This is a genomic window from Moritella sp. 36, assembly GCF_018219415.1.
In the GTDB taxonomy this organism is placed as follows: Bacteria; Pseudomonadota; Gammaproteobacteria; order Enterobacterales; family Moritellaceae; genus Moritella.
Genome location: NZ_CP056120.1, coordinates 444,695 through 470,070, shown reverse-complemented (window position 1 = coordinate 470,070; position 25,376 = coordinate 444,695). Strand labels below are relative to the sequence as shown.

Sequence of the window (25,376 nt, the reverse complement as noted above, 5' to 3'; positions counted from 1 at the left end):
GAATAACTAATAACTAATAACTAATAATTAATAATTAATAATTAATACGGAAATCACATGGCTGAAGTAATACTACGTCAAGTAGAGAAAATTTATCCAAATGGGTTTAAAGCCGTTCATGGTATCGACCTCACTATTAATGAAGGTGAGTTTATGGTGTTTGTTGGCCCTTCTGGTTGTGCTAAATCCACCACATTGCGCATGATTGCAGGGTTAGAAGACATCAGCAATGGCGAGATCATGATTGGTAACAAGTGTGTAAATCATTTACCGCCCAAAGACCGTGGCATTTCAATGGTATTTCAAAATTACGCGTTATACCCGCATATGTCTGTTTATGAGAATATGGCCTTTGGTTTAAAACAACAAAAAATCAATAAACGCGAAATAGAACGCCGCATTAGTGATGCAGCAGAAACATTAGAAATTACCCACCTACTCGACAATAAACCCGGTGAAATGTCGGGAGGGCAACGTCAACGAGTAGCGCTAGGTCGAGCAATGGTACGTAAACCGGATGTATTTTTATTTGACGAACCGCTGTCAAATTTGGATGCTAAATTACGCGTTTCCACCCGCATTAGTATCGCCCAGTTACACCAGGATTTGAAAGCCGAAGGTCAAAATGCAACGATGATTTACGTGACCCATGATCAAGTCGAAGCCATGACGCTCGGTGATCGTATTTGCGTGCTGGACCAAGGTCAAATCATGCAAGTTGATACGCCTATGAACTTGTATCATTATCCAGCCAATAAGTTTGTTGCTGGCTTTATTGGTTCTCCCGCGATGAACTTGATCCACGCGACACTTTCTCAAGAAAATAACCTTACGTATGTACAATTAGATAACGGTTCACAATTCGTATTACCAGTGGATAAAGCCGAAAAAGTAGCACATAAAATAGGTCAAAAAGTGTGGTTGGGACTGCGGCCTGAACACATATCAGTGATAACACCTTCAAAAGAAAATATATCAGAGCCACAACAAAATGTTGAACTGACTTACATTAAAGTCGTGGAATCGATGGGCAATGAAGTTTATCTTTACTGTGTATTAGGACAAGAGCAGATTATTTCTCGCTGTCATTTCGACCCAAAGAACAATATTCAACATAGTGAAAGTCACTATATGCATTTCGATATGACGCACTGCCATTTATTCGATGTCGATAGTGAATTAGCATTGCTTAATTAGAATTGAGTTAACTGTACTTTTGTTAATATGCAATAAAATATAGGTTATAAAAAAAGAGAAATACAAATAATGTATTTCTCTTTTTATCTTTTGAATTTCGTTTATTCAACATCATAATAAGACAGCTACAAGACTGTCACACGATGTAATTTACGCGGGCTATCGGCATAATCAATGACCGCATAATGCTGAGTACTACGGTTGTCCCAAATCGCCAATGAATTTGACTGCCACTTAAAACGAACCTGATATTCGGGCTGTCTTGCCATCGTAAATAATTTAGCTAATAACATATTACTGTCATCACGGTTCATTCCAATTATATAGCGGGTGAACTGCTCGTTAATAAATAATATTTCTTCATTAGTATCAGGATTACGCGTTATCACAGGGTGTGATACAGGCGGATTTTGTGCCGATACTGCAATCACCTCTTTTTGCCAGTCCTCGGTGATCTCACTTGCTTCTATACCATCAAAGGCAAATAACGCATGCATAGCAGATAGCTCTCGCAGCAATACTTTATCTTGTTCAGGTAAATCCCGAAATACAGCGCTCATCGAACACCACAAGGTATCACCACCATAGGCTGGCACATGCTGAGCGTGAAGGATAGAAGCTTTAGAAGGTTGCTGTCGCCAAGTTAAATCCGTATGCCAAAAACTTTCTAATGGTGGTTTACCACTCACGGTTTCAATAACACTGACTTGTGGCGCTTGCTCTACATGAGGAAAAAAAGGATGTATAGGCTCTAACTCCCCAAAGCGCGCAGCAATGATTAAATGTTGTTGCGGTGAAAACACTTGATCACGGAAAAAAATTACTTGGTGAGTAAACCAAGCTTGATAAACTGTTTCAAAGACCGTGTCATTACAATTGACAAGATCAACATGGTGGATCAAAGCACCAATGTGGGGAGTAAGTAACTCAATCCTCACTATTATTCTTCACCAGTCTTGATAATAGCTATATTAGTCGCAACTTGGCTATGCTTTTCAACGTCTATAGTGGCGTCAGCTGCAACAATATCTAAGTCCGAAATCGTCTCATTTATTGCTAAGTTATCGCTCTCTGTCAACGCCGCGTTCACCTTTTCTGTTAAGGCAATAATTAACTGTGCTTGCTCATCATTAAGAGATTGTTGCTGCTCCAACTTATTATGTAGTGCATCATTAAAATATGTAATTTGTTCAACATAGGTGAGGCTCGAAATATCTTCTGAAAATAAATTAAATGCCGCAGTTGATAGTGCATCGCGATAACGTAACGCGATCTTTTCACTTTCAGAATGATTGATACTATTGATCCACTTCACTTCAGTTGTTACGCTATTGGCGCGACGTAAATCGTTCTCAACTTTAGCCACGATATTTTCGATGATATTTTTGTTTCGCGTAGAAAACATAATTGCATCATTTAACTGTTGCACGCTCTGTTGTATTTTCGCATACGTTTGCGGGATCAGATTTTGATCCATTTTTTTCATTTTCTTTACCAATGGCGTGTAATAATTACTTTTAACAATTCGGATTTCGAGCTGTAATAAACGTGCTTGCACTGTCGAACTGCGTTTTTCATAACCGTCAGTTGAGCCATCATCTTCAATATCAGCAATTAAATCGGCCGTACTTTCGTTAATGTCATTTAACGAATTTTGCCATTGACCATGAACTTGTGGTGACAAATATTCAATGTCAGCTAACTGCTGTGCTAAAAATACCGATACCAGCTGTTTAATACGTACGGCTTTATCTAGTGCTTCTTGCGCTTCTTCAATTTTATCGATTACTTTACTTTCCGAAGGACCACCAAAAAAACCTTGATCATTGGGATCAAATCTAGCGACCAGCGTACGCATTGCTCGAACATCGGAATTTACATCTCTCCAGCTGTCGGGAGCAAAATAAACATAGTTCTGCTCTTTTGCCGCTTGATATTGCTGCTCAATATGTTCAGCGAGCCCTTTGACTTTTATTATCGCTAGCGCAGACTCATCCATGACTTCGACATCATTGGTATTATGAACATTTTGTTGCGTTGATTCCGTCGACGCACAACCTGATAATTCAGCAGCCGATATAATGATCGCCGCAAACAGGGTTTTATTCATTTAGTTCATCCAATACTTTATGTTGTCAAAACCTCAATACTACCGAACACGCAGCAAGGTAACAATACAAAAACATTAAATGTGTGCCAGTGATACAATTTAACCACTATTCCCTTATTATTCCCTTACATATCTCTTATAGCCTCTTACAGCCTCTTACATATCTCTACAGCCTTTTACAAAATGTCTCCCTACCATTGTGTTCTAATTTAGATAATTATTTCAATTAGATGAAAATGGATGAATAAATGAATAAGACTGATGTGATAAGCAAGGCTGGAAAGCCCGGATATACAGGATTAACGCGAATTATCAAAGCCACCGGATATTCATGGCAAGGCTTACGAGCTGCATTCAAATACGAGTCGGCAATTAGACAAGAATTGCTCTTACTGATCATTTTCACGCCTATTGCCCTGTTATTAGACGTAAGCCATGTTGATAAAATACTGCTCGTTGCATCATTAGTACTCGTGCTTATTGTTGAGTTATTAAATTCGGCCATTGAAGCGGTTGTTGATCGCATCGGCACAGAACATCACGAATTAAGTGGTCGCGCTAAAGACATAGGCTCAGCAGCCGTGTTTGTTAGCTTGTGCTTAGCAATATTCATTTGGTTTATGATAGTGATGTAATAACAATGAAGAGATACATTAATGAGATATAGGTAGATATGCCAAGAGTTGTTTGTTGTAATTGATGGCCCAATTGGGGCCATCAATTACGGCTAACTGAATAGTTTATACTAGCCGCCTTCTAACTAACGCTAACATACCTAAAGCAAGTAAAGTAATCCAATTAATAGCGCCGCCACTACCAGCAGAACTTCTATTAGTCGCATTACCATCAGGTCTAGTAGACTCTCCTGTAGACTCGCTAAATGCCGAGTGAGTTAAATTACTGATAGTAATTCGGTCATCGCCATACGAATTATATGAAGATTTTCTATACTCAAACACAACTGTATTATTATCTCTAGGTAAACCTATAGTAAACTCATCAGCCTTAACACCACTCACCTCGTCATATAAATGGCCATTAATATATATGTTAAAATAATCATAATACCGTTGGATTGAGACATCGACATTGAAAGATAACTCCCCAGCAGCTAATCCCGTAATCGCTAATTGCGCGAACTCATTGTAACCCAACACTGGAGATTCAATTGAGCTACCATTGTTAAACCATGAGTTTTTAGAAGAATATATACCACTGTTCGAAACAGAAACCATATTACTAACATCAGTAGGCGCAGTTTCAATACCGAGATATGATACCTTTAGATCGAGGTTAGGTGCTTGCAGAAGATCTGTAAGCATACTGACCGATACCTCTCCAAAACTTTCTCTGGCATTGTAATTAATCGTAACCGCACAGCTATCATTAGCAGCTATCACGTTACAAGTATTCGTAGTTATTGAAGCATCATAGGGCAGCACCTGAATTCCTGACGTGCTAATCATTTGTGCTGTATTATTTTGGATAGTGAAAGTATGCGAATTAGCACCTAAATGCTTAGCCCCCACAAACTCTGACTGACGGTAACTGAATCCTTGCATTTTTCCTGCAATCCAATCTGAGAAATGGCTTACATTAGCATAAACACCATAATTTCCGGCTTCTGCACACCCATAACCCCAACTCACAATACCAAGTTGTTCATAACCATTAGCACTGGCAACAACGATTGGCCCACCACTGTCACCCTGACAAGAATCATAACCACCATTAACATACCCGGCACAAAATGCATTATCTTTTGATCCGACATCATCTGGACATAGCGCTTGTTCGACTAGCGGTACATCAACTTGGTATAGCTCATTATCAAATTTTATGTTATCTGGCCTTGGGTCTTGATCTCCCCACCCCATCACAGTTAACATTTTACCTACTGCTAGGTTGTTACGTAAATGCCTATCAGCCAAATTAACGGCTGTATAGTTTACCTCGCGCTCAAGTTCTAAAATAGCAATGTCATTACCATCCGATGCATCAGGGTAGTTTTCGTGAACATAAACTTCTTTAACACTATATCTATGTGCAGCAACATCACTCTGAGTTAGATCTGAAATACCAATAACGGCATCAAGATCTTGCCCTTCTTTGCTGTCGACACAATGCGCAGCAGTTAATATATAGCGCCCACCTAAAAAGCTAGCCCCACAAAACTGGCCGCTATATACATCCCTATTTTTAGAGACTAAAGCCACCATAAATGGCCAGCTTCCACTGCCACTTTTTTCTCCATTAATAATTTTTGGATCCATGTTTTCTGCAGCATCAACCTGACTTAGCGATAGGGGCGCTAAAATTAACAATAAAAGTATTTTATTTAAATGCATTACCTAGTCCTTGGCTTATCCATTAACCATTGATTATATTAATAATTTCCGATAATACATTAGATTAGTGAAAATACTCTAACGAAACAGCAATATTTCAACCTAGACAGAAAAAAAACATGTATATATATGATTATCATCTCGTTTTATGATAGAAGCTGACCTTTGATTATCTACACCAATCCTCTTTATATTGATGTAATAACGCTTCAAACTCTTTAGCGGGCACTGGTTTACTGTAAAAATAACCTTGGCCATATTCACAATGCATTGACCTCAAATAATCCGCATGCCATTGGTCTTCAATTCCCTCTGCAACCACCTTTAAGTTAAGTGCTTTCGCCATCGCAATGATCGCATTGACCAGCTCACGATCAGAGTCACTTTCATGCATATTTTGCAAAAAAGCGCGGTCTATTTTTAATTTATCAAAGGGGAATTTTTGTAAATAACTCAGTGCCGAATAACCCGTACCAAAATCATCAATCGAGAGCTGCATACCCATTGCTTGCAGTTTATTAAGTAAGGAGACTACTTCGTCGTTGTGATTGAACAGCAAGCTTTCGGTGATCTCAATATCCAATTTATGCGCAGGTAAACCAGATTGCATTAATCCAGCGTTGATTTGCTCGAATAGCTTATCGCAATGTCTAAATTGCACACTCGAAAAGTTAATGGCGATATGTAACGGCCTGATCTTTTGCCATTCAGCAGCCTGCATACAAGCTTTATTTATCGCAAATTCACCGAGTAAGTGTATTAAGCCATTTTTCTCGGCTAAAGGAATAAATTCATCCGGTGATATAAAACCAAACTCGGTATCATGCCAACGCATCAAGGCTTCAGCACCAATAATTTGGTTGGATGCTAACTCAATAATCGGCTGATAGTAAATTTCGAGCTCATCGCGCGCAAGCGCTTGGCGTAATCGGCCATCGAGATCTAACGTACGCTGTAAATCAGCACTCATTGCCGCATTATAAAAACTGAAGGCATTACGCCCATCTTGTTTGGCTCGATACATGGCAGTATCGGCACTGGCAAGTAACTGTTGCACATTATTACCGTCTTGAGGGTATACCGACATACCGATGCTGGTAGAGATAAACAACTCTTGGTTTTTCCAAATAAAAGGATCATCAAATAACGACAATACCCTAGCCGCTAAGTATGTTGCCGAATCCAAATTGTTCAGTTCGGGAATAACTAATAAGAATTCATCGCCACCTAAACGGGCGAGAACGTCGGTATCACGTATAGAATCCAGTAATCTTGCGGTACTCTGCATCAAGACCTGATCGCCAGCAGAATGCCCCAAGGTATCATTGATCTGTTTAAAATTATCAAGATCAATAAACATGATTAATACGTTAGTATTCGATCTTTTTGCTCTTACTAATTCTTGCTCCAAGCGGTCATTACCACAATTTCGATTGGGTAACCCAGTCAATGCATCATGCGAGGCTTGATAAGCCAACTCTTGCTCTGAAGCCTTTCTTTTTTCAACCTCTTCAATTAACAATTGGTTTTGAGTCGATAAGATCCGTCGTTGTTTATGACTTTCTTCAAATTTGGTTCTTAAAATAACATTTGCGTTATTAATCATGAATGTATAGAAAAGCCCAAATACAACGGGCACGGCAAGAAAAGACAGACCAGCGATAAACCAACCCGAAGTGAAAATATCTTTTTCATTGACAGGTTCAAACCAACTTCTTAATTTAAAGGGTGTATTCTCAATCTCCATTTCAAAAAAAATGTTATTGGCGAGTTCATTTTTCTCATCCGATTGTGGTTCCGTTGTTAATGAATCCCAGATAAAAATATCACCATCAGCCGTAATTAAATCCATGCGGCTTCGACTATCGACATGTTCCTGTGCCGTCAACTGTGAAACGATCACTTCCCTGTTCAAATCAGCAACCAAAAAAGCGACCGGTTTACCTGCGTAACCAACACGCTTAACCAGTTGAATATAAGGATATTTATCATCTTCTTTAACCACGCGAATGGTCAAGCTCTGTTCGCGAATATGTGGCATATTCACCCTATCGAACCTAGTACCTTGGTTTTTTGCGGTATCCGCAATAACAGTGCCATCATAACCAACAAGCACCAAACGCTGATAAACCGATTGCTGATTTATTTCAGTATTATAGATGAGGCGGTTCAGTTCCCTATTAAGGTTGAATAAACTCGCTCCTAAGCCATATTGCATCGACATACCTGATGCCAAATTCGCAAAGTAGGTCAACATTGATTTATCACTAGAAAGATTCGTTAACTCATCATTCGTCACATTGAAAAAGTATTCCAACATACTGGTGTAACTTTGCACCTTCAGATTAAGTTCTCGTTGCTGTGATTCTTTCAATCGTGTCTGTCCAACATTGGTAACTGCCAAAATCGACACTAAATACGCCGCGAGTAATACCGCCGCAATAATAATTAAACGGCTACTAGATAATTTACGCTTCAACTTTTTCATCACACTAACTTATGATTATTATTAAAATAATCGCCATAAAAATAAGACACGGATGGGTAGTGTTTCTCAACTAATTGCAGATAAGTCCCGTCTTTTTTTATATCATCTAAATATTGATTAAATGCTTTACGCAACGCTGGCGAATTCTTTCTAAAGACAGCCCCCATTCTTTGTTCTTGTGACACTGGCCCTATCACTTTTATTTCACCGGGCCACTTTTCGAGTGCAATTAAGGTATCAGCAACATCAAGTAAGGTACTTTCAGCATCTTTATTCAGGATCGCTGGCACCATTTCATTCAAACGGCGTTCGGTAGCGGGCAATATAATATTGGCACCCGTGCTATAAAGATTATATAAGTTAGGGTCTAAGCAAGAATGTTCCATCGCTAACACATCTCTGCCATTGATCAGCTGCTTCACTTTTTTAATGTCTTTATCAATCGAGTTGGTTGGGTTAATAGGTTGCAGGTCTGAATCCGCACGAGCCACCAGCCATACTGCAGAGGGGAAATAATCATTTGAGAAATCGGCGAGTTCAGTACGCCAATCTAAAATAGTGACGCCATTGGCAATGATATCGCCTTCGACTGCGCACTCGTCACCAAATATTGTTTGATTGTTTTTAAATTGCGCATGCTGACCAGTTAATTTACCTATCGCGTTATTCCACTTCGCTGGCACATATTGGTACTCAACACCCAATGATTCTGCAAAACCTTTCACCAGTTCCACATCCAGCCCGCTTAACAATTCAAAATCGTCTTTCTTGATATAAGACACAAAATTTGCGTAAGGTACGCCAATATGACGTAATACACCTTGTTTTTTTATATCTTGTAAATCAATAGCCAAGACACCTTGGCTAAAAATCATGGCTGACCCTATAAACAAAATATTCTTTATCGTATTCTTAAATTTTGTAACTCTCATCGACATACTCTATCTTATCGGCTCTAATTTAAAGAGAGCGCCCAGTTCGACTGAGCGCCTAAGTATTAAGCCATGCGTTTGTATAGTTTCTTAATCACGTTAACTAAACCTCTCACATCTTTTTCATCGTGGAAAAGATGCGTAGAAATTCTTAATGCATACGTGTTAGCGCTATCTTCTTTATACAATTTAAAGTTGGTTGTACGAATGATGTAGCCATAGTGATTACGTAACCGATCTCTAAATTCAGTCAGTCGCTCACCATCTTCTAACTCAAATGGATTAAATGTTGTTAAACCACTCGCTAGCGCTTCAACGTTTGGAGAGAATATATAGGCATTAGGCAACGCCTCGGCCAATAATGATTTGCACAATGCGCTTAAATCTAACACACGTTTTTCAATACGTGCTCGACCAATGTCATCCCACATTTTACAGCTATCAACCAAGGCTTGTTTCGCAGGGTAATTATCATTACCTATGTACTGCATTTGATAACAAAGGTAATCAGCATGTGATAATGATGAATTAATAATCCAAAGCGGATTAACACGGTCACTCCAGTATTCATTTAAACGCCGTGCATTATCACGCACATATAAAATGCCTGTCGCACCTGGTCCACATTGCCATTTATGACCAGACCCCACATAGAAATCACAATCCATATCGTGAAAATCCAAATCAAGCATACCGATCGAATGCGCGCCATCAACGAGTGTTGGTACGGCATATTGCGTTGCTAATTCACAAATACGTTTTGCTGGCAACTTTGTACCGGTTTTGTAAGTAATATGAGAGAACACAATCAGACGAACATTCGGGTTTTCATGCAATGCAGTTCGGAATGCTTCAACATAATCCTCTTCTGTCACCGTTTCAAAGCCAGTGTAAACAGGAAGCTGAACTTCCACTATTTTCACTCCGAAACGCTGTTTAGCAATCTTCATTGCTGTTGTCGCTGCCATATGCTCATGGTGCGTAGTCAGAATCACATCACCTTCTTCAAAGTGAAGACCGTTGATAATAGAACATATACCATCAGTGGTATTACGGCTCAACACAATCTCATGGGCTTCAGCGCCAAATCCCGGCGCTACATCAGCGACCATCTCTGACATATATGGCCAAGAGCCAAAACGTGCATCCATATCCCATGGGTATTTCGCCACGGCTTTATTATTGTCATTAAATCCTGCCAGTACATGCCTTGGCATTGAGCCTGTTGTACCCACATTCATGTAAGTTGTTCTTTTATCTAACACAAACTGTTTCTGAACGTTCTTCCAAAACTTTCTGTTATGTCTATTATGTCTATTATGTGTATGGGGCAACCAATCAGGATCGGCTTCTGATGCACTCGCTGTATCTGCAAGTACTGAGCCACCAAGCCCTACAACCGCCACACTAGCCACTGTACTTTTAAGAAATTTACGACGATTAAGGCTTTTAGGCCCTTGTTCTATATTGTTCATCTACTTAATTCCTTGTTAAACATTAATACAGACATAGTTAATAATGTTTATTATAAGTATTATTAACAAAATTTCGTGCTATGTTATTCGAAAATATAGATATGTTAAATCATCGAGATCAAATTATTGTTGTTTATTCACAAGCGGTTAAGATTCAGGCAGTTCATTTATTTCAGGTGAAAGTTGGCGATTGGAAATGACAAAGCCTCAACACAGGTGAGGCTTTTTCATTATTTTAAATGGTATTAAACCCTAGCCCCTACCGGTGGCTGTATTGCGAGTAATCCTTTCGTTCTACGTATTGCTTTTCGACCTCGAGATTGTTTATTTAGATGCGACTTATTAACGGCAACCGATTGGCTTAAAACCTGAGAACTACGCATTATGCCCTCCTCGGCTTTCTCCATGCCGTGATCACTATTCATCTCAACCGAACGCATGTAAGCACCATCAAGCTCAACGCCTCGAGATAAATCATCATGATAAGTTCCATTAGAAAAGTTCACATCGACCGGAATTCGCCAAAGCTCTTCTGCCATTTTTCTATAATCTTCTTCTAAAGAATTTAATGACATAAGCGCATGCTCGCTACAGCGTATAATTGCGACTGTATTTAAATTTCTATCTAGTTTTTCATTTTTGCGCATCTGGTATTTTTTTGTTGTCAGGTGATGAGCAAAACCATCCCATAAGATCACTTTAAGAGCAACAGGGTTAACGGTTGCGCCCAATTCTGTTGAAGCCCCTATTCCCGCGGTCGCACCTGAAGCAATTTTAAATTTGATATCTCCAGACGTTCGAACCGATGCTTCAATTTCAGCTGTTATACCGATCCCTGCCGACACAGTTCCTGAAACCTTCACTGATGCTGCATTGATTCCTCGCGCTTTAAAGGTAACGTTACTCGAGCCTGTAGCTTTTAGTCCCGCAAAGGCACTTGCCCCCAGCTTACCGACAATTATTTCATCTTTTCCATAAATGTTATTTGAGTTCAGCGTAGCTGAAGCAGAGGCCTTTACCTCTGCACCAACAAACAGTTCAGCTTCATTGGTCATTGCCATAATCTGACCCACTGTAAGCTCATGCTTAACGGTAATCTTTGCCCCAACCATTGCTGCAAGTTCTGCATTTACACCTAAATCAATACCAGGTATTAATTGCATGGAATCAGAAAAACCGCTCTTATTCGTGGTCTTTTTTACTTCGTCAATTTTAGCACTAGCACTTGCGTAACTCACGTCGTTTATCTTAGCGCTAGCACTGACTTTGGCCTTAAAATCACTACCAATTAATGCGTTTGTAGTTATTTTATTACGCATTATATTAGCAAAGTCCCACTCTTTAATTACTTCAACTTTCAAACCAGCAAAAAGCTCAAGATTTGCATCAGCAGATAAGCTATTACTCTTTGCTTCTGCAGTCGCTTTAGGTGAGGCTGTAGCCTGAAATACACTCTGACGACATTTATAGTCATTCAGAATTGTCCATACCTGCTCGCTGAACTGACTTCGCTCATTATAGGCTTTTGCTAAAGAGGATATCTGAGCGTCAAGAATCTGAACCTGTAGACGACCTAACTCACCTTGGACAATAATATTCGGTTTCATCATTTCAGCTAAACGTTGCTTCTGAAAAATAAAATTAAAAAACGTCCGATTAACACATTTATCTCGAATCGCTTCATGCGGAGTTCGACTCGGTCTAACCACTTTAACCTGTTTAGGGAAATGACGTACAACAGAAGAAACAAGACATTGCCAAGTCGGGTCTTCAGTAATCGCTGATACACCATATTCATATGCACTACTGCTCCCCTTGTGGTGTCGGTATTTCATTTCTTCAAGTAATGAGTAAACACCATCAATCCCTCTTTGTAGAGCAGGAAGCGCCCTAATTGCATTTTTTTTTCCGTACGAATTTTGTAATCGGTCTAACCATTTATTAAATTCGTTCGAGCATACACCGACCTTACCTAAGTGGTTGTAGATAATACTCAGATCTAATTCTAGGTGGGGCTGACTTTGAAGTGGCATATTAGCGATTCCTATTATATTGCCCATGGGGTATCGAGCTAGGAATAAAAACGTAACATATTATTTATTCTCTTTCTGATATTAGGCCCCTTTCCTTACAACGTCTTACACCCTCTTACAACAAACGTAGTTTTATTGAACTTTACAATGACAAATCACAGATAGGTATTTTATAAAAGCATCGAATACTTAGAGTCCGTTGAGGTTTGGTGGGGGTGGCTAAGCCAAATTCATCAAGCGTCATATTGGTCGTCAATTTCATCCTGCAAAGCGTCGAGCTGTGCCAAAATCCCAAGGAATTTCTTACCAAACTCAGTCACATGATACTCTACTCGAGGAGGTAATTCGTTGTAGACAACTTTATCTAAAATACCAAATTCAACATTTCGTTTTAAACATTGATTCAATACTTTGGTGCTTAAGCCCTCTACGTTACGTACCATTTCACCTGGTCGATTAATGTCATGAGCCAGTAACTGATAGACAGTCAATGACCATTTGCAGCCATAAATACTTTCGACCATTCTTGCGCTATTTTCCGGCGCAGTTTTTCTTACAAATATTTTTCCGTTATTATTCATAAAGATGTACCAATAAGTACCTAGGTAACCAATTTGTACTTACTATTTAATAAGTGAATTAACACCTAAGATTACCACATACAAGATCTTAGGAGAAAGAAAATGACATTTACTCAATCAGGTATCGCACTTATCATTGGTGGCACAAGTGGCATGGGATTTGAAACCGCAAAACAACTTGCAGCTCAAAATGTTCCTGTCGCCATTGTTGGTAACAATATCGACAAACTAGACGCAGCTGTTTCAGAGCTTAGCCAAATAGGTGACGTGACAGGCATTCAATTAAACCTCTATGACAACGACAGTGTCGCGCAATTTATTGACAATATCACCGAGCAGGATAAGAACATCGGTTACCTTGTTAATGCCGCGGGTTACTTTAATCCAAAACCGTTTATCGAGCATACCGAGCAAGACTATGACCTTTACCATGAATTAAACAAAGCGACATTTAAGATCACGCAGGCTGTGGCTAAAAAAATGATCATCAATGGTGGTGGTAACGTGGTTAATATCGGTTCGATGTGGGGTAAGCAAGCCATTAAAGCCACACCTTCTTCTGCCTACTCGATGGCAAAAGCAGGACTACACGCTTTAACTCAACATATGGCAATGGAACTGGCCGAACATAATATTCGCGTCAATGCAGTATCGCCTGCAGTAGTAAAAACACCAATATATGAGACATTTATCAGTCCTGAAGATATGGATGCGACATTAGCAAGTTTTAACGCATTCCACCCAATCGGTCGTGTCGGTACACCAGAAGATATTGCCAACAGTATTTGTTTCTTACTGTCTGATCAATCAAGCTGGGTAACAGGTGCAATCTGGGATGTCGATGGAGGTGTTATTGCAGGTCGTAATTAAGGTTTAACTTATATTCGCGCCATGCCTGATACAACAAAGCCCCAGCATATACTGAGGCTTTGTCATTTAAATAACATATTTACTTTAAAGCTATACACGGTATATAATAAGCCTACCTTATTATATACTGCTTGAATCATGATACATTCTAAATTTGGATTTCTTAGCTATGAAATCAGTCACATCATTAGACAACGTTTTAACAAACAAGCCGAAAGTATGGGCATTACACATTCTCAGTGGCGAGCATTGGTTCACCTTTCTGAAAATGAAAATTGTCGACAAATTGATTTAGCAGATATTTTAAACGTGAAACCAATTACCCTAGCAAGACAAATTGATTTGCTAGAAGAGTTGAGTTTAGTCAAGCGAGTAAATGATAAGGAAGATAGACGAGTATTTCGTTTAAAATTAACGACAAAAGCTAAGCCTATTATTAAAGAACTGTGGAATATTGCAGACGCCATTGAAAATGAAATTTGCAATATGCTTTCTGATGAAGAGAAAGAGATACTTTCTAAACTACTCATCACGATAAAGAAACAGATCAACTAATACGCTTATTAATTTAAACCAAAGGTACAGTGATGACTCCGCCATAACCATACGCCCCCCATTGTTTAATCAATTTATATAACTTTATCTACATAAAGTTAGGCCCTTGCACGCCATCTATATGACTTTCTCTACATAAAGTTAGGTTTTTGCACGCCGTAAAATTATTATAAATTGCATTTTATCAGACACATAGAGCATATCGATACTCGATAATTTGCTCATTGTAATGACCCCTACATTCCTGAAATACTTTGAACTGATCAATCGATCCTCGCATTAAGCGTGGTAAAAGACATCGTTTATTCGGCTTTCTCGTACTTGCTATCTATGCAGTTATACGGACGTATACGGCAGAGAGAATTTTGAATTTCTGATCTTAAAGCTAGATTAGCTAAGACGATACAGTTCATTTAAAGCAGGAATTTCCAGCATGGCACTATTGCCAGCGCTATTTATCGTTTAAAAGCACAATAAATTGAGTCTATCTTGCAGGCAAGGATGTCGTCCTTTCCGCAGCCATTAGCTGTGAATGAAATAGCATAATAACACTCGATTTAATGGCTAATTAAAACAGAATACCCGTGCATAATCACATTATTTTCGTGATTAATATATGTATAAAAAAGGATAAGTATGATTTTTTCATCAACAAAACAAGACTGGTTTGGAAATGTTCGAGGAGATATTTTAGCCGGTATTGTTGTCGCCCTGGCACTTATACCAGAGGCTATCGCGTTTTCTATTATTGCAGGTGTAGACCCTAAAGTCGGTCTGTACGCCTCATTCTGTATTGCGACAATTGTTGCTTTTACAGGTGGTCGACCGGGCATGATTTCGGCAGCAACAGGGGCTATGGCTTTACTCATGGTCACATTAGTGAAAGAACATGGGCTAGAATATTTACTTGCAGTAACCTTATTAACTGGCCTAATTCAAGTGTTCGCTGGTTATATCAAATTGGGCAGCTTAATGCGATTTGTCTCCCGTTCTGTGGTGACTGGTTTTGTAAATGCCCTTGCTATTTTAATTTTTATAGCCCAATTACCCGAGTTAACGAATGTCACTTGGCATGTCTACGCAATGACAGTCGGCGGACTAGGCGTTATCTATTTATTCCCTTACATTCCAGTGATAGGGAAAAAAATTCCTTCTCCTTTAGTCTGTATCGTAGTACTTACCGTTTTATCGCAGGTTATGGGGTTAGATATTAGAACAGTTGGCGATATGGGTGAACTTCCAGATGCTTTGCCTATTTTCTTATGGCCAGATGTACCGTTAACGTTAGAAACGCTGTGGATAATTTTACCTTACGCAATAGGTTTGTCAGTTGTTGGACTTTTAGAGTCGATGATGACAGCAACGATCGTCGATGACTTAACTGATACGAAAAGTGATCGAAATCGAGAATGTAAAGCACAAGGTCTTGCAAATATAGGCGCTGGTTTAATGGGTGGTATGGCTGGTTGCGCCATGATCGGTCAATCAATCATTAATATTAAATCGGGTGGACAAGGTCGCCTATCAAGTTTAGCTGCCGGGGTATTCCTGCTTATTATGGTGGTTTTCTTGGGAGACTGGCTTAAACAAATCCCGATGGCAGCCTTGGTTGCAGTCATGATCATGGTAGCGATTGGTACGTTTTCTTGGAGCTCAATTAAAGATATAAAATCACATCCGCTATCAACCAACATTGTCATGATTGCTACCGTGATCACTGTTGTTGGAACACATAATTTAGCTATTGGCGTATTTGTCGGTGTATTACTTTCAGCGCTATTTTTTGCTAATAAAATCAGTCGCTTTATGGTTGTGAAAAATACAAAGGTAGGAAAAAAAGCACCTACTTATCAGGTAACAGGTCAGATATTTTTTGCTTCTGCGAATAAATTTATTGATGCATTCGACTTTAAAGACGTCACCAGTAAAGTCACCATCGACCTATCGCACGCTCACTTTTGGGATATTAGCGCGGTTGGGGCATTGGATAAAGTTGTAATTAAGTTTAGACGAGAGGGAGCAGACGTTAATATTATCGGTATGAGCGAAGCAACAGCGACCGTGATAGATAAATTTGCAATTCATAATGATCCCGCAGCCGTTGAAAAAATGATGGCAGGTCACTAAGGAGAAGGTAATGAACAAAATAATAGCATGTATTGATGGTTCTGCTTTAGCAAAAGCAGTATGTGAGACTGCAATTTGGGCATCAAATCGCTTGAGTAACGGTATTCTCTTTCTTCATACAATCGAAAAGCAACAACAACATGGTGCAGATGACTTAACGGGTTCTATTGGTTTAGGTGCTCGCTCAGCATTGCTTAATAAAATGGCAGAACTTGATGAGCAGCGTGGAAAAATTGAAATTCAGCTGGGAAATGACATGTTAGATGCCGCTGTAAATAGAGCTAACTCGGCAGGTCTTACAGACATCGAGCATAAACAACAACATGGCGATTTTGTTGATACATTAGTTGCCTTAGAGGCAGATGCGCGCTTAATGGTTGTCGGACGATCAGGGGATGGACATCAAGGCGATTTTAAAGCGCTTGGTTATCATATTGAAACTCTCATTCGTCAGGTCCACACTTCGATCATTATTGCACCAAAAGATTTTACCGAACCGACTAACTTCATGTTGGCTTATGATGGGCGTGAAACAGCAGATAAAGTAGTACAACGCATCATTCAAGGCGGATTACTCAAAGGACTTACATGTCATTTAGTCACCATTAAAAACAGTGAAGACGCGCACAAGGAAAAGTTTGAGCAAGCCAAAGAACTGCTTAAGCAAGAAGGTTTTAAAGTCATTAGCTCTTATATTGAAGGCGATATTTCCTCTTCGCTAATGAACTACAAAAAAGAGCATGATATTCAGCTTGTGGCGATGGGTGCATTTTCTCATTCCAAGGTGAGGAGCTTTTTCCTTGGCAGCAATACCATGCGTATGATTGAAAATTGTCGAGTGCCGCTTATTGTACTGAGATAATCAATAATAACCTGCGTTAAATTAGCAGATTATTACGTTTATTATATACGCTTATCAGCTAAATCCTTAGTTGATAAGCTTTTCTAGCTGCAGACATAGGGAACATCTGCATAGCCCATCACAAATGGGTGAAAAACTTCTTTACTAAATCATTATAATTTAAGGGCAACTATGAGAAATCGTGAAATGTTCCATTGGACACAAGAGGCGTATCTATACATCGACTTAATGTGTAAGCGTGAGTTCGTGCGAGGATTTAGAGCTATTGACGCCGAGCGGTCCTTAGAAGAACTTAAAATTTTAGATGCAGGTTGCGGAACGGGGGCGCTTACCAGAGAGTTACGGGAGCATTTCGAAGCGAGATCTATTTTTGGCTGCGACATTGAGAAGCAAAGCATTGACGAATGTAAAAATCAAAATCCGCACATTCATTATTTTGTCCACGACTTGCTTAAGCCAATGCAAGCAGGCATTAAATTCGACCTCGTTATATTTTCGACCGCTATAGCACAATTTTCAGAAGCCGAACAATTAAAGGTAATCAATAACGTAAAAGCGCAATTAAACAAGGGTGGGTTTATTTGGATAACAGACGTAAATGACGACGCCACCGAGAACCTTTTTAATCATTTAAGCGCCAATTATCAGGTTGTTTATAAAAACAAATACAGTAAACATCTATTTAATAAGTTCTTTATTTTTCCGCTAGCAAAACATTTGCCAATCTCTTTATTACGTATAATTGACAACCTCAGCATTGGCTCCAATGTACTCACTCAAATGATTATAAAAACTTGAGCTAGATATGGAAAGTAAGAGTTTTAAGACTTAGCGCCAGATACAACAAATCCCCAACATGTGTTGAGGCTTTGTCATTTAGCTATGGTCAGATTACTTAACGACAGTGGTATTAAAGCTTAAGCACGTTTTTTCGTTCCGCCCTGAACAGCTTTAAATCTGGGGTTGGCTTTGCAAATAACATAAACACGACCACGACGTTTCACAATCTGGCAATCCGGGTGCCTCTGCTTAGCACTTTTAAGTGAGCTTAAAACCTTCATATTAAACCTCCTTTTGGCTCTTTAATCCACCAAAGCGGCGGTTAAACTGTGCCACACGACCATCACTATGGATCGTTTTTTGTTTGCCCGTATAAAAAGGATGCGATTCGCTTGACACATCCAGCGGCACATAAGGATATGTTGTGCCGTCAATTTCTACCGTTCTATTCGTTTTCAACGTTGAACCGACTATAAAATATTTATCTGCTGCTATATCGTGAAAAGCGACTTTTTGATAATCCGGGTGTATACCTTGTTTCATTATTACCTCAAACGTTATGTTATAACATAACACCCAGTCTACTCGATTATTAATGAGAATCAATAACAATTAGAATTAATCTGAATTTACGGCCATTAAATTAGTATTGGAGATATTTTTTAGGGATTTGAATAAAGGGAGAGTATCGTAAGATTTTGATTGTACCAACAATAACAAACCCAAACTAACGTTGAGGCTTTGTTATTTTAATTAAAATCTAACTTTAATATTCGCACCAGCGTAAGTACTATCAAACTTATCATTAAACCCTGCAGTATAAAAAGCACCAACGCCAATATTTTTGGTCACATAATATGATAGCTTCGTTGTCACGAGTGTTGTTATTAATGAGTGCGAAGAAGAATCAGATATAATAACTTGTGTCACGCCTTCAAATTTATCGGTAAAGCCATACCTGAGCCCAAGATGAGCACCTATGTCATAATTATCATAGCTATAATCAGTATCTGTGTCAGCACCTTCTAGCGCTAACCAGTCAAACTCAACTTCACCACCAAGTACAACGTCGATTTTTTCAGCCAGTGCGACCCGATACAATAACCCCATGTTTAAGCTTATAATTTTTGCTACATCATTTATTTCTTCACCTGAAAATGAATACTTCATTATCACTTTTTCATTAAGCATTAATTCACTACCGATAGAAATAACTTTCATATTATCCTTATTACCATCGGATTTATAAGTTTTATGGCCGACTTCGACTTCTGCAAAGTTATAGTTAACAGGTGTATTGTAAGCCCTATAATCAAGATTCAAATCTGCATTAGCAACATTTGAAACCAATAATGCACTTAAGAATGATATCTTTTTCATAGAGTCCTGCTTGATGTTATGTATATTTATAAGTTAGAGACGTTAGCGAATAAAATTGAAGAAGCCAAACTACCACCAAATGGCATAAAAGACAATAAATTACATTTAAATCAACACCATATAGGAACTAAAAATAACTACCTACGACAAAATAGCGCTGAGATCTTTAGCATTAATAAACCCATCGAATTACGCATAGCAACCCCAAAGGACAGAACTTGTGCCGTAAAATCCTAGAATCCACCGAACCAAAACCCATGCTAATACAGCCAGTTACAACCACCAGAAAAATTAACAATCCTCAAAGTGAAGGAGCTGGTTGATTAAAATACTAATTAATACAAAAAACAATAAGTTTATTGATAACGTCTCGTAACAAGAGTAAGGTAGTTTCACTTGAAACACCCGCGCAAGCCAAAGTGAAAGGCAGTGACAATATTTTATATTATATAAAAAGAAGTAAAACGAGCAATTATAAAATGGATAACAATCAATACGGAAGATAAAAACAGTCAATTGCATGTAATTAAAACTTTATGACACAGGCAAACCTATGAGTGACAAAGAAAGTGAAATTATAGACTTAAAAGTCAAATTAAAAGAGCATGGTACATCTAAAGATGGGTTAACAAATAAAGAGGCCACAGAGCGACTCGCAAAGTTCGGGCGAAATGCGATCGAAGAAAAAGAAGAAAGTCGTTGGAAAGTTTTACTTGCCGGATTTTGGGGGCCAATCCCTTGGATGGTTGAAGCTGCTGCAATTCTATCCGCGATCATTCAGCATTGGTCTGATTTCGCTATTATTTCATTCATGCTACTTCTGAATGTATTTATTGAATTCATGCAACACGGTAAAGCACAAAGTGCGCTTGCAGCATTAAAAAATTCAATGGCTTTAGAATCGCGTGTAATGCGTGACGGGAAATGGATAGATATCGAAGCCGCAGAACTTGTTCCCGGTGATATTGTTCAAATCGAAAACGGTGATATTATCCCTGCCGATTTGATCACATTGGAAGGCCAATACGTTAGTGTCGACCAAGCAGCATTAACAGGCGAATCACTTCCTGTAATGCGCCATCCAGGCGAAGAGATTTACTCCGGTACTATTGTAAAACAAGGTAGTATGGTATGTATCGTTGATAAAACTGGCGGTAATACATTTTTTGGTAGAACCGCTACACTCGTTAGCTCTGCAGGTAACGAATCACACTTCCAAAACTCTGTAATGGCTATTGGTAGGTTCCTCATTTATGGTTCTTTAATTCTTGCTGCTACAATCATCTTCAAAGAATTAGTGATAAATAATAAATCACCGCTTGATGTAATAGAGATGGTATTAATTCTGATCGTGGCTTCAATTCCGGTTGCTATGCCAGCTGTATTATCAGTAACAATGGCTCTCGGTGCATTTATGCTATCGAAGAAAAAAGCGATTGTAACTAAGCTATCTGCAATTGAAGAAATGGCTTCTGTGGATATTCTTTGTTCAGATAAAACAGGTACATTAACGCTGAATGAATTAACGTTAACATCGCCTGTATTATTTAATGCTAAAAACGAATCAGAACTTACTTTAATTGCTTCTCAAGCGTGTAACTTTAACAGTTCAGACGCAATTGAAAACGTCATCATGGATGCGGTAGGTAAAGAAGAAATAGCTAAAATTAAACAGCTTGATTTTACGCCTTTTGATCCGACAAGAAAACGTACTGAAGCACTTATCGATTCTGGCGAGGGTCAATACAGAGTACTAAAAGGGGCACCACAAATAATCATCGATTTATGTGATATGTCCGATGAAGAACGAACTAAAGCATTAGGTAATGTAGATGAATTAGCAAGTCGTGGATTACGCGGCCTAGGTGTGGCTCGTAGTTATCCTGAAAACCCAGAGAAATTTGTATTAGTCGGTATACTTTCGTTATACGATCCACCGCGTCATGATACAAAGCACACAGTTGATGAAGCCCGTGCTCGTGGTATCGATGTTCGAATGGTCACTGGTGATGACTTGGCTATTGGTAAAGAAATTTCAAGACAACTTGATCTTAGTACTAATATGCTCGCTGCTTCAGACCTTTTCCATGGTGAACTATCAGAAAACGAAATTAATGAAAAAATTGAAAACGCAGGTGGTTTCGCACGTGTTTTCCCTGAGCATAAATACGAAATTGTAAAACGTCTACAAGACATGGGTCACGTTGTCGCAATGACAGGTGATGGGGTCAACGATGCGCCAGCATTAAAACAAGCAGATATCGGTATCGCTGTTGACGGTGCAACTGATGCCGCACGTGGTGCAGCGGATTTAATCTTAACGTTACCAGGTTTGTCCGTAATTATTGATGCTGTAGAAGAATCTAGAAAAATCTTCCAAAAAATTATCTCTTACGTGAAATACCGCGTAGCGATGACAATTAACATCATGTTGTTCGTGACACTGTCTGTATTGTTCTTGGATTTCTCACCACTGAGCGCTGTAATGATTGTATTACTTGCTTTGTTTGATGATCTTCCTATCATGACAATTGCCTATGATAACGCAGGTGTCGAGCGCTTCCCCGTCAAATGGAATCTCAAGCGTGTTCTCACATTATCGTCAATTCTTGGTGTTGTGTCTGTTGCTCAAAACTTTGGACTAATGGCTATTGCACAACAATTATATTCAACGTCAGCGCCGATTCAAACAATGTTGTTCTTACAACTCGTTATCGCTGGTCACCTACTACTATTCGTTGTTCGTAGTAAAAACCATTTCTGGGCTAAACCACGTCCATCAAAACCGCTACTAATTGCAACTTTTGGCACACAGATCCTTGCAGTTATCATCGCTAAAGTGGGCTTCCTAATGGCACCAATAAGCTGGGAAGCAATTGGTATTGTTGTTGTCTACGGTATTGTATGGATGTTTATTCTTGATCTATTCAAAGCAGTATTTGAAAAATCAGCTGACAAAAAAGAAAAACATGCTGCTTATACTGAAAACCTAAAGGCACCACGTAAAGAAGTATTAATTAACTAAATGAAACTCAGTTAATTCACTCTACATCGAGTTAATAGATTTATATTAACTCGATGATCTACTTTTAGTTGCTGCTATTTAAACTACAACACCCTATGGCATAGACACTTTCCACAATAATCAATGACGAAATAATCACATTGTAGCCTTCACTATTAATACATCCACCAAATTACATTTACCTACTCAAGCTACTTCTTAAACCAAAACATGCGTTTCAGCGTGCTGTCTTTATCAATATAATGATGTTTCAAGGCCCCGACGACATGCATAACAATAGCAAAAATAATTATCGGCATTAAGGTGCTATGTATATAACTACCTATACTCACAACGCTTTCATTTAACACCATCGGCTTTTCAGTTACCGGATCAATACTGGCAGCAATCAACTCTAGTCCAAAAACAGATAAACCATGGCCACCGCCTACTGACATCATCAAACCTGATATAGGAAAGAGTAGTGTTGAGATAATCAAAACCCAATGAATCACCTTTGCTGCAATATGTTCAATCGCCTTGCCTCCAGCAACCTCTGATGGCCAACCCACCCTAATACGCCAAACGATACGGATAAAGGCAATAAATAAAACTAAAAAACCCAACGACTTATGAATATTATACAAAGAGTAGGCTTTATTTTCGGTCATATAGATACCAACTATGATCAATCCGATCATGGCGACAGCAACAATTATATGCAATAAACGTGTTACGGTTGATAGTTCTTGATCTGGTTTCATCAGCTTAATTCTCTCTCTTAAATTTACACCCAAGTTTACAAATTAATCTGGTTAAACTAGGGTTTAAAAGGCAAAGCAAGGACATAACAAGCTAAAACTAATCTTAGTCGATATATTTGCGATAGGATAGGTAAGCTAGGTTATAACAATAGTATTCACGATTCGAAGGTTAAGTGTATAGAGAGAAATAGTTAAGTTTATTGGTGCGATTTTAGGACTAAGTTTAGGGATATGACTTAAGGAAATACGAGGTAACTTATTTTGGGAATAAATAGGATTGTGCTAGATGCAACAAAGCCTGATAATTTCTATAAAAATAGCAACACACCTTAAATGTATTGCTATTTTTCGCTGACTGCTACAATTATTGCAGTTTAGCTTTAATCCAAATCATACGGTGATCTGAAGAAACGGATTTACTGTCACCATATTGACCAAGACGAGCATCATTGAATAACTTACGTCCCTCCTCGTAAGATGCAGACCAATAAACACCAGCGTCAATAACATTCAAGTTTGCAGAAGGTATAGCGTAATCAACTGCAAGTCCGAATGTTGAAGATATACGGTTCGGTTTTGGATGACTAAGCCTTTTATCTGTTGCATGCTCTGATGCACCATAGCTAGTTGGATACAATTCACCATTCATCACACTCTGGTTTACTAAAGGATCATCATGAAGTGTTTGCATCACATCACTCTCTCCGTCTCCAGCTACTGGGTCAAGATTCTGATCACCCATAATAACGAATTTAGCATCGTCGGCTAACCCTCCATTCTGACCAGCATCGTCGTAGAAGAAGTCTTTACCTTGAATATATTGATTCCAAAACTTAACTTCAGCAGCATTTTGAGATTTATTTTTACCTGGATCGAATACTGGAGGCGTGGGGTGAGACATTAGAAGGTGAATAACTTCATCACCGTTAGCTGTTGGAATAATAATTGGAGCATCTACATGGTTCTTAGAAGAAAGGCGAACCTCCTCCCACTCTTCAGAAGAATACCATTTATCGCCGCAGTTCATGCCATTAGGGATAGCCTGTGAACCGTCACAAATAGTGATCGTTGGAATTTTTTCACCTGCAAGATCTTTCCATTTGAACGTCTGGAAAGTACGTGTATTCTCAGAATCAATCTTATACTGAGACATCAGCGCGAACGCATATTGACCATGATACATACCAAACCCCCAAGCATCACCGGGGCCTCCAATGTGACCATCATTGTTTAGGTCGAGACCGCTAGATAGGCCAGTGTTTGTTGAATATGACTCAAAATATGGGAATGTAATTGGATCAAGATTAGCTTCCCCACCAGCACCATCGATACTTTGGGCTATAGATAAGTAATTATCTTGAAAGCCAATGAGTGCTGATTTATCTTCACCAATACCATCATTATTGTACTCCGCCATCATAAGCACACTAGGACGATTCTTCTGGATAACAGCAGCAACATTACGAATTTGGATAACGTTTTCTGCAATTTCTTTATCAGTATCCGCAATTGAGCCGTCCAAGTAAGCAGTGACAAGTTCTTTTTGTTTTGCAGGTGTAACTTGCATCTCAGCGACAAGAGCTTCGAATGAATCACGATCAAATGAAAGATTATATGCTGCGATTTTCACTTCTATTGGTTGTACAGGAGTATCTATATATTTTGTATTAACACAACCCGAAAGAATAACGGAACTAACAACTAAGGCTAATGTAGAAAGAGTTTTCATCTGAATTACGTACCATTTAGAATAATTTAACCAATAATACATAAGCCAATACAAAAAATGCAATCTAAATCTAATCTATTGAATTAATTGCACAATTAAATAAAACCAATTCTAAAAGACAAGAAGAGGACCGTAAAGTAC

Annotated in this window: 21 protein-coding genes; 8 read left to right on the top strand and 13 right to left on the bottom strand. The window is 38.8% G+C overall.

Annotated elements, in window-relative coordinates:
* The first annotated feature begins 57 nt into the window (after positions 1-57).
* Complete coding sequence (locus HWV03_RS02170) at positions 58-1,197, top strand: ABC transporter ATP-binding protein (protein WP_211678283.1); 1,140 nt, start codon at positions 58-60, stop codon at positions 1,195-1,197.
* Positions 1,198-1,322: 125 nt separating this feature from the next.
* Here HWV03_RS02170 and HWV03_RS02165 read toward each other — a convergent pair whose 3' ends face one another.
* Entirely contained in the window at positions 1,323-2,135 is an 813-nt protein-coding gene (locus HWV03_RS02165; RefSeq protein ID WP_211678282.1) for a TauD/TfdA dioxygenase family protein, read from the bottom strand.
* A 2-nt stretch (positions 2,136-2,137) separates the two neighbouring features.
* On the bottom strand, positions 2,138-3,307 hold the full coding sequence (locus HWV03_RS02160) for a hypothetical protein (protein WP_211678281.1): 1,170 nt from the start codon (positions 3,305-3,307) through the stop codon (positions 2,138-2,140).
* A gap of 248 nt (positions 3,308-3,555) precedes the next feature.
* On the opposite strand from HWV03_RS02160, the gene HWV03_RS02155 reads away from it, so the two are divergent.
* On the top strand, positions 3,556-3,942 hold the full coding sequence (locus HWV03_RS02155) for a diacylglycerol kinase (RefSeq protein WP_211678280.1): 387 nt from the start codon (positions 3,556-3,558) through the stop codon (positions 3,940-3,942).
* A 105-nt stretch (positions 3,943-4,047) separates the two neighbouring features.
* Here HWV03_RS02155 and HWV03_RS02150 read toward each other — a convergent pair whose 3' ends face one another.
* The 6 genes from HWV03_RS02150 to HWV03_RS02125 all read right to left on the bottom strand — a co-directional run bounded on the left by HWV03_RS02150 (position 4,048) and on the right by HWV03_RS02125 (position 13,164).
* On the bottom strand, positions 4,048-5,655 hold the full coding sequence (locus HWV03_RS02150) for a trypsin-like serine protease (RefSeq protein ID WP_211678279.1): 1,608 nt from the start codon (positions 5,653-5,655) through the stop codon (positions 4,048-4,050).
* A gap of 169 nt (positions 5,656-5,824) precedes the next feature.
* A complete protein-coding gene (locus HWV03_RS02145; protein WP_211678278.1) occupies positions 5,825-8,143 on the bottom strand; it encodes a putative bifunctional diguanylate cyclase/phosphodiesterase in 2,319 nt (772 codons plus the stop codon).
* The gene (locus tag HWV03_RS02140; RefSeq protein ID WP_255547013.1) at positions 8,143-9,018 is read right to left on the bottom strand and encodes a transporter substrate-binding domain-containing protein; all 876 of its coding nucleotides are present in this window, start codon (positions 9,016-9,018) and stop codon (positions 8,143-8,145) included. Before HWV03_RS02140 ends, HWV03_RS02145 begins: the two co-directional genes overlap by 1 nt.
* 122 nt (positions 9,019-9,140) lie before the next feature.
* Positions 9,141-10,550, bottom strand: coding sequence for an aminotransferase class V-fold PLP-dependent enzyme (locus tag HWV03_RS02135; protein ID WP_211678276.1), 1,410 nt, complete (start codon positions 10,548-10,550; stop codon positions 9,141-9,143).
* Positions 10,551-10,795: 245 nt separating this feature from the next.
* Positions 10,796-12,583, bottom strand: a complete 1,788-nt coding sequence (locus tag HWV03_RS02130; protein WP_211678275.1) for a hypothetical protein — start codon at positions 12,581-12,583, stop codon at positions 10,796-10,798.
* Between the two features lie 233 nt (positions 12,584-12,816).
* Positions 12,817-13,164, bottom strand: coding sequence for a winged helix-turn-helix transcriptional regulator (locus tag HWV03_RS02125; protein WP_211678274.1), 348 nt, complete (start codon positions 13,162-13,164; stop codon positions 12,817-12,819).
* A 102-nt stretch (positions 13,165-13,266) separates the two neighbouring features.
* Between HWV03_RS02125 and HWV03_RS02120 the strand changes: the two genes are divergently transcribed.
* The 5 genes from HWV03_RS02120 (at position 13,267) to HWV03_RS02100 (ending at position 18,376) form a co-directional block, all read left to right on the top strand.
* A complete protein-coding gene (locus tag HWV03_RS02120) occupies positions 13,267-14,034 on the top strand; it encodes an SDR family NAD(P)-dependent oxidoreductase (RefSeq protein WP_211678273.1) in 768 nt (255 codons plus the stop codon).
* A 138-nt stretch (positions 14,035-14,172) separates the two neighbouring features.
* Positions 14,173-14,589 carry a MarR family winged helix-turn-helix transcriptional regulator gene (locus tag HWV03_RS02115; RefSeq protein ID WP_211673879.1) on the top strand — a complete coding sequence of 139 codons (417 nt, stop codon included), beginning with the start codon at positions 14,173-14,175 and terminating at the stop codon, positions 14,587-14,589.
* A gap of 636 nt (positions 14,590-15,225) precedes the next feature.
* Positions 15,226-16,716, top strand: coding sequence for a SulP family inorganic anion transporter (locus HWV03_RS02110; protein ID WP_211678272.1), 1,491 nt, complete (start codon positions 15,226-15,228; stop codon positions 16,714-16,716).
* A 10-nt stretch (positions 16,717-16,726) separates the two neighbouring features.
* Entirely contained in the window at positions 16,727-17,578 is an 852-nt protein-coding gene (locus HWV03_RS02105) for a universal stress protein (RefSeq protein ID WP_211678271.1), read from the top strand.
* A gap of 171 nt (positions 17,579-17,749) precedes the next feature.
* A complete protein-coding gene (locus HWV03_RS02100) occupies positions 17,750-18,376 on the top strand; it encodes a class I SAM-dependent methyltransferase (RefSeq protein WP_211678270.1) in 627 nt (208 codons plus the stop codon).
* 119 nt (positions 18,377-18,495) lie between these two features.
* Here HWV03_RS02100 and ykgO read toward each other — a convergent pair whose 3' ends face one another.
* The 3 genes from ykgO to HWV03_RS02085 all read right to left on the bottom strand — a co-directional run bounded on the left by ykgO (position 18,496) and on the right by HWV03_RS02085 (position 19,738).
* Positions 18,496-18,639: a type B 50S ribosomal protein L36 gene (gene ykgO, locus HWV03_RS02095; protein WP_006030112.1), complete on the bottom strand. Its 144-nt coding sequence runs from the start codon at positions 18,637-18,639 to the stop codon at positions 18,496-18,498.
* 1 nt (position 18,640) lies between these two features.
* Positions 18,641-18,901: a type B 50S ribosomal protein L31 gene (locus tag HWV03_RS02090; RefSeq protein WP_211678269.1), complete on the bottom strand. Its 261-nt coding sequence runs from the start codon at positions 18,899-18,901 to the stop codon at positions 18,641-18,643.
* Between the two features lie 210 nt (positions 18,902-19,111).
* On the bottom strand, positions 19,112-19,738 hold the full coding sequence (locus HWV03_RS02085; RefSeq protein WP_211678268.1) for a hypothetical protein: 627 nt from the start codon (positions 19,736-19,738) through the stop codon (positions 19,112-19,114).
* Between the two features lie 553 nt (positions 19,739-20,291).
* Here HWV03_RS02085 and HWV03_RS02080 point away from each other — a divergent pair.
* Complete coding sequence (locus HWV03_RS02080) at positions 20,292-22,763, top strand: plasma-membrane proton-efflux P-type ATPase (RefSeq protein WP_211678267.1); 2,472 nt, start codon at positions 20,292-20,294, stop codon at positions 22,761-22,763.
* A gap of 191 nt (positions 22,764-22,954) precedes the next feature.
* On the opposite strand, the gene HWV03_RS02075 is transcribed toward HWV03_RS02080, so the two are convergent.
* Positions 22,955-23,506: a cytochrome b gene (locus HWV03_RS02075; protein WP_211678266.1), complete on the bottom strand. Its 552-nt coding sequence runs from the start codon at positions 23,504-23,506 to the stop codon at positions 22,955-22,957.
* 364 nt (positions 23,507-23,870) lie between these two features.
* Positions 23,871-25,235 carry an endonuclease/exonuclease/phosphatase family protein gene (locus HWV03_RS02070; protein WP_211678265.1) on the bottom strand — a complete coding sequence of 455 codons (1,365 nt, stop codon included), beginning with the start codon at positions 25,233-25,235 and terminating at the stop codon, positions 23,871-23,873.
* Between the last annotated feature and the right edge of the window lie 141 nt (positions 25,236-25,376).

What these genes read in the sequence shown, in the direction of transcription:
- HWV03_RS02130 (WP_211678275.1), bottom strand. Translation starts at nt 12,583, where the DNA reads ATGCCACTTCAAAGTCAGCCCCACCTAGAATTAGATCTGAGTATTATC.
- HWV03_RS02110 (WP_211678272.1), top strand. Translation starts at nt 15,226, where the DNA reads ATGATTTTTTCATCAACAAAACAAGACTGGTTTGGAAATGTTCGAGGA.
- HWV03_RS02125 (WP_211678274.1), bottom strand. Translation starts at nt 13,164, where the DNA reads ATGAATAATAACGGAAAAATATTTGTAAGAAAAACTGCGCCGGAAAAT.
- HWV03_RS02140 (WP_255547013.1), bottom strand. Translation starts at nt 9,018, where the DNA reads ATGATTTTTAGCCAAGGTGTCTTGGCTATTGATTTACAAGATATAAAA.
- HWV03_RS02155 (WP_211678280.1), top strand. Translation starts at nt 3,556, where the DNA reads ATGAATAAGACTGATGTGATAAGCAAGGCTGGAAAGCCCGGATATACA.
- HWV03_RS02115 (WP_211673879.1), top strand. Translation starts at nt 14,173, where the DNA reads ATGATACATTCTAAATTTGGATTTCTTAGCTATGAAATCAGTCACATC.
- HWV03_RS02145 (WP_211678278.1), bottom strand. Translation starts at nt 8,143, where the DNA reads ATGAAAAAGTTGAAGCGTAAATTATCTAGTAGCCGTTTAATTATTATT.
- HWV03_RS02160 (WP_211678281.1), bottom strand. Translation starts at nt 3,307, where the DNA reads ATGAATAAAACCCTGTTTGCGGCGATCATTATATCGGCTGCTGAATTA.
- HWV03_RS02075 (WP_211678266.1), bottom strand. Translation starts at nt 23,506, where the DNA reads ATGAAACCAGATCAAGAACTATCAACCGTAACACGTTTATTGCATATA.
- HWV03_RS02090 (WP_211678269.1), bottom strand. Translation starts at nt 18,901, where the DNA reads ATGAAACAAGGTATACACCCGGATTATCAAAAAGTCGCTTTTCACGAT.
- ykgO (WP_006030112.1), bottom strand. Translation starts at nt 18,639, where the DNA reads ATGAAGGTTTTAAGCTCACTTAAAAGTGCTAAGCAGAGGCACCCGGAT.
- HWV03_RS02070 (WP_211678265.1), bottom strand. Translation starts at nt 25,235, where the DNA reads ATGAAAACTCTTTCTACATTAGCCTTAGTTGTTAGTTCCGTTATTCTT.
- HWV03_RS02100 (WP_211678270.1), top strand. Translation starts at nt 17,750, where the DNA reads ATGAGAAATCGTGAAATGTTCCATTGGACACAAGAGGCGTATCTATAC.
- HWV03_RS02085 (WP_211678268.1), bottom strand. Translation starts at nt 19,738, where the DNA reads ATGAAAAAGATATCATTCTTAAGTGCATTATTGGTTTCAAATGTTGCT.
- HWV03_RS02105 (WP_211678271.1), top strand. Translation starts at nt 16,727, where the DNA reads ATGAACAAAATAATAGCATGTATTGATGGTTCTGCTTTAGCAAAAGCA.
- HWV03_RS02170 (WP_211678283.1), top strand. Translation starts at nt 58, where the DNA reads ATGGCTGAAGTAATACTACGTCAAGTAGAGAAAATTTATCCAAATGGG.
- HWV03_RS02135 (WP_211678276.1), bottom strand. Translation starts at nt 10,550, where the DNA reads ATGAACAATATAGAACAAGGGCCTAAAAGCCTTAATCGTCGTAAATTT.
- HWV03_RS02080 (WP_211678267.1), top strand. Translation starts at nt 20,292, where the DNA reads ATGAGTGACAAAGAAAGTGAAATTATAGACTTAAAAGTCAAATTAAAA.
- HWV03_RS02150 (WP_211678279.1), bottom strand. Translation starts at nt 5,655, where the DNA reads ATGCATTTAAATAAAATACTTTTATTGTTAATTTTAGCGCCCCTATCG.
- HWV03_RS02120 (WP_211678273.1), top strand. Translation starts at nt 13,267, where the DNA reads ATGACATTTACTCAATCAGGTATCGCACTTATCATTGGTGGCACAAGT.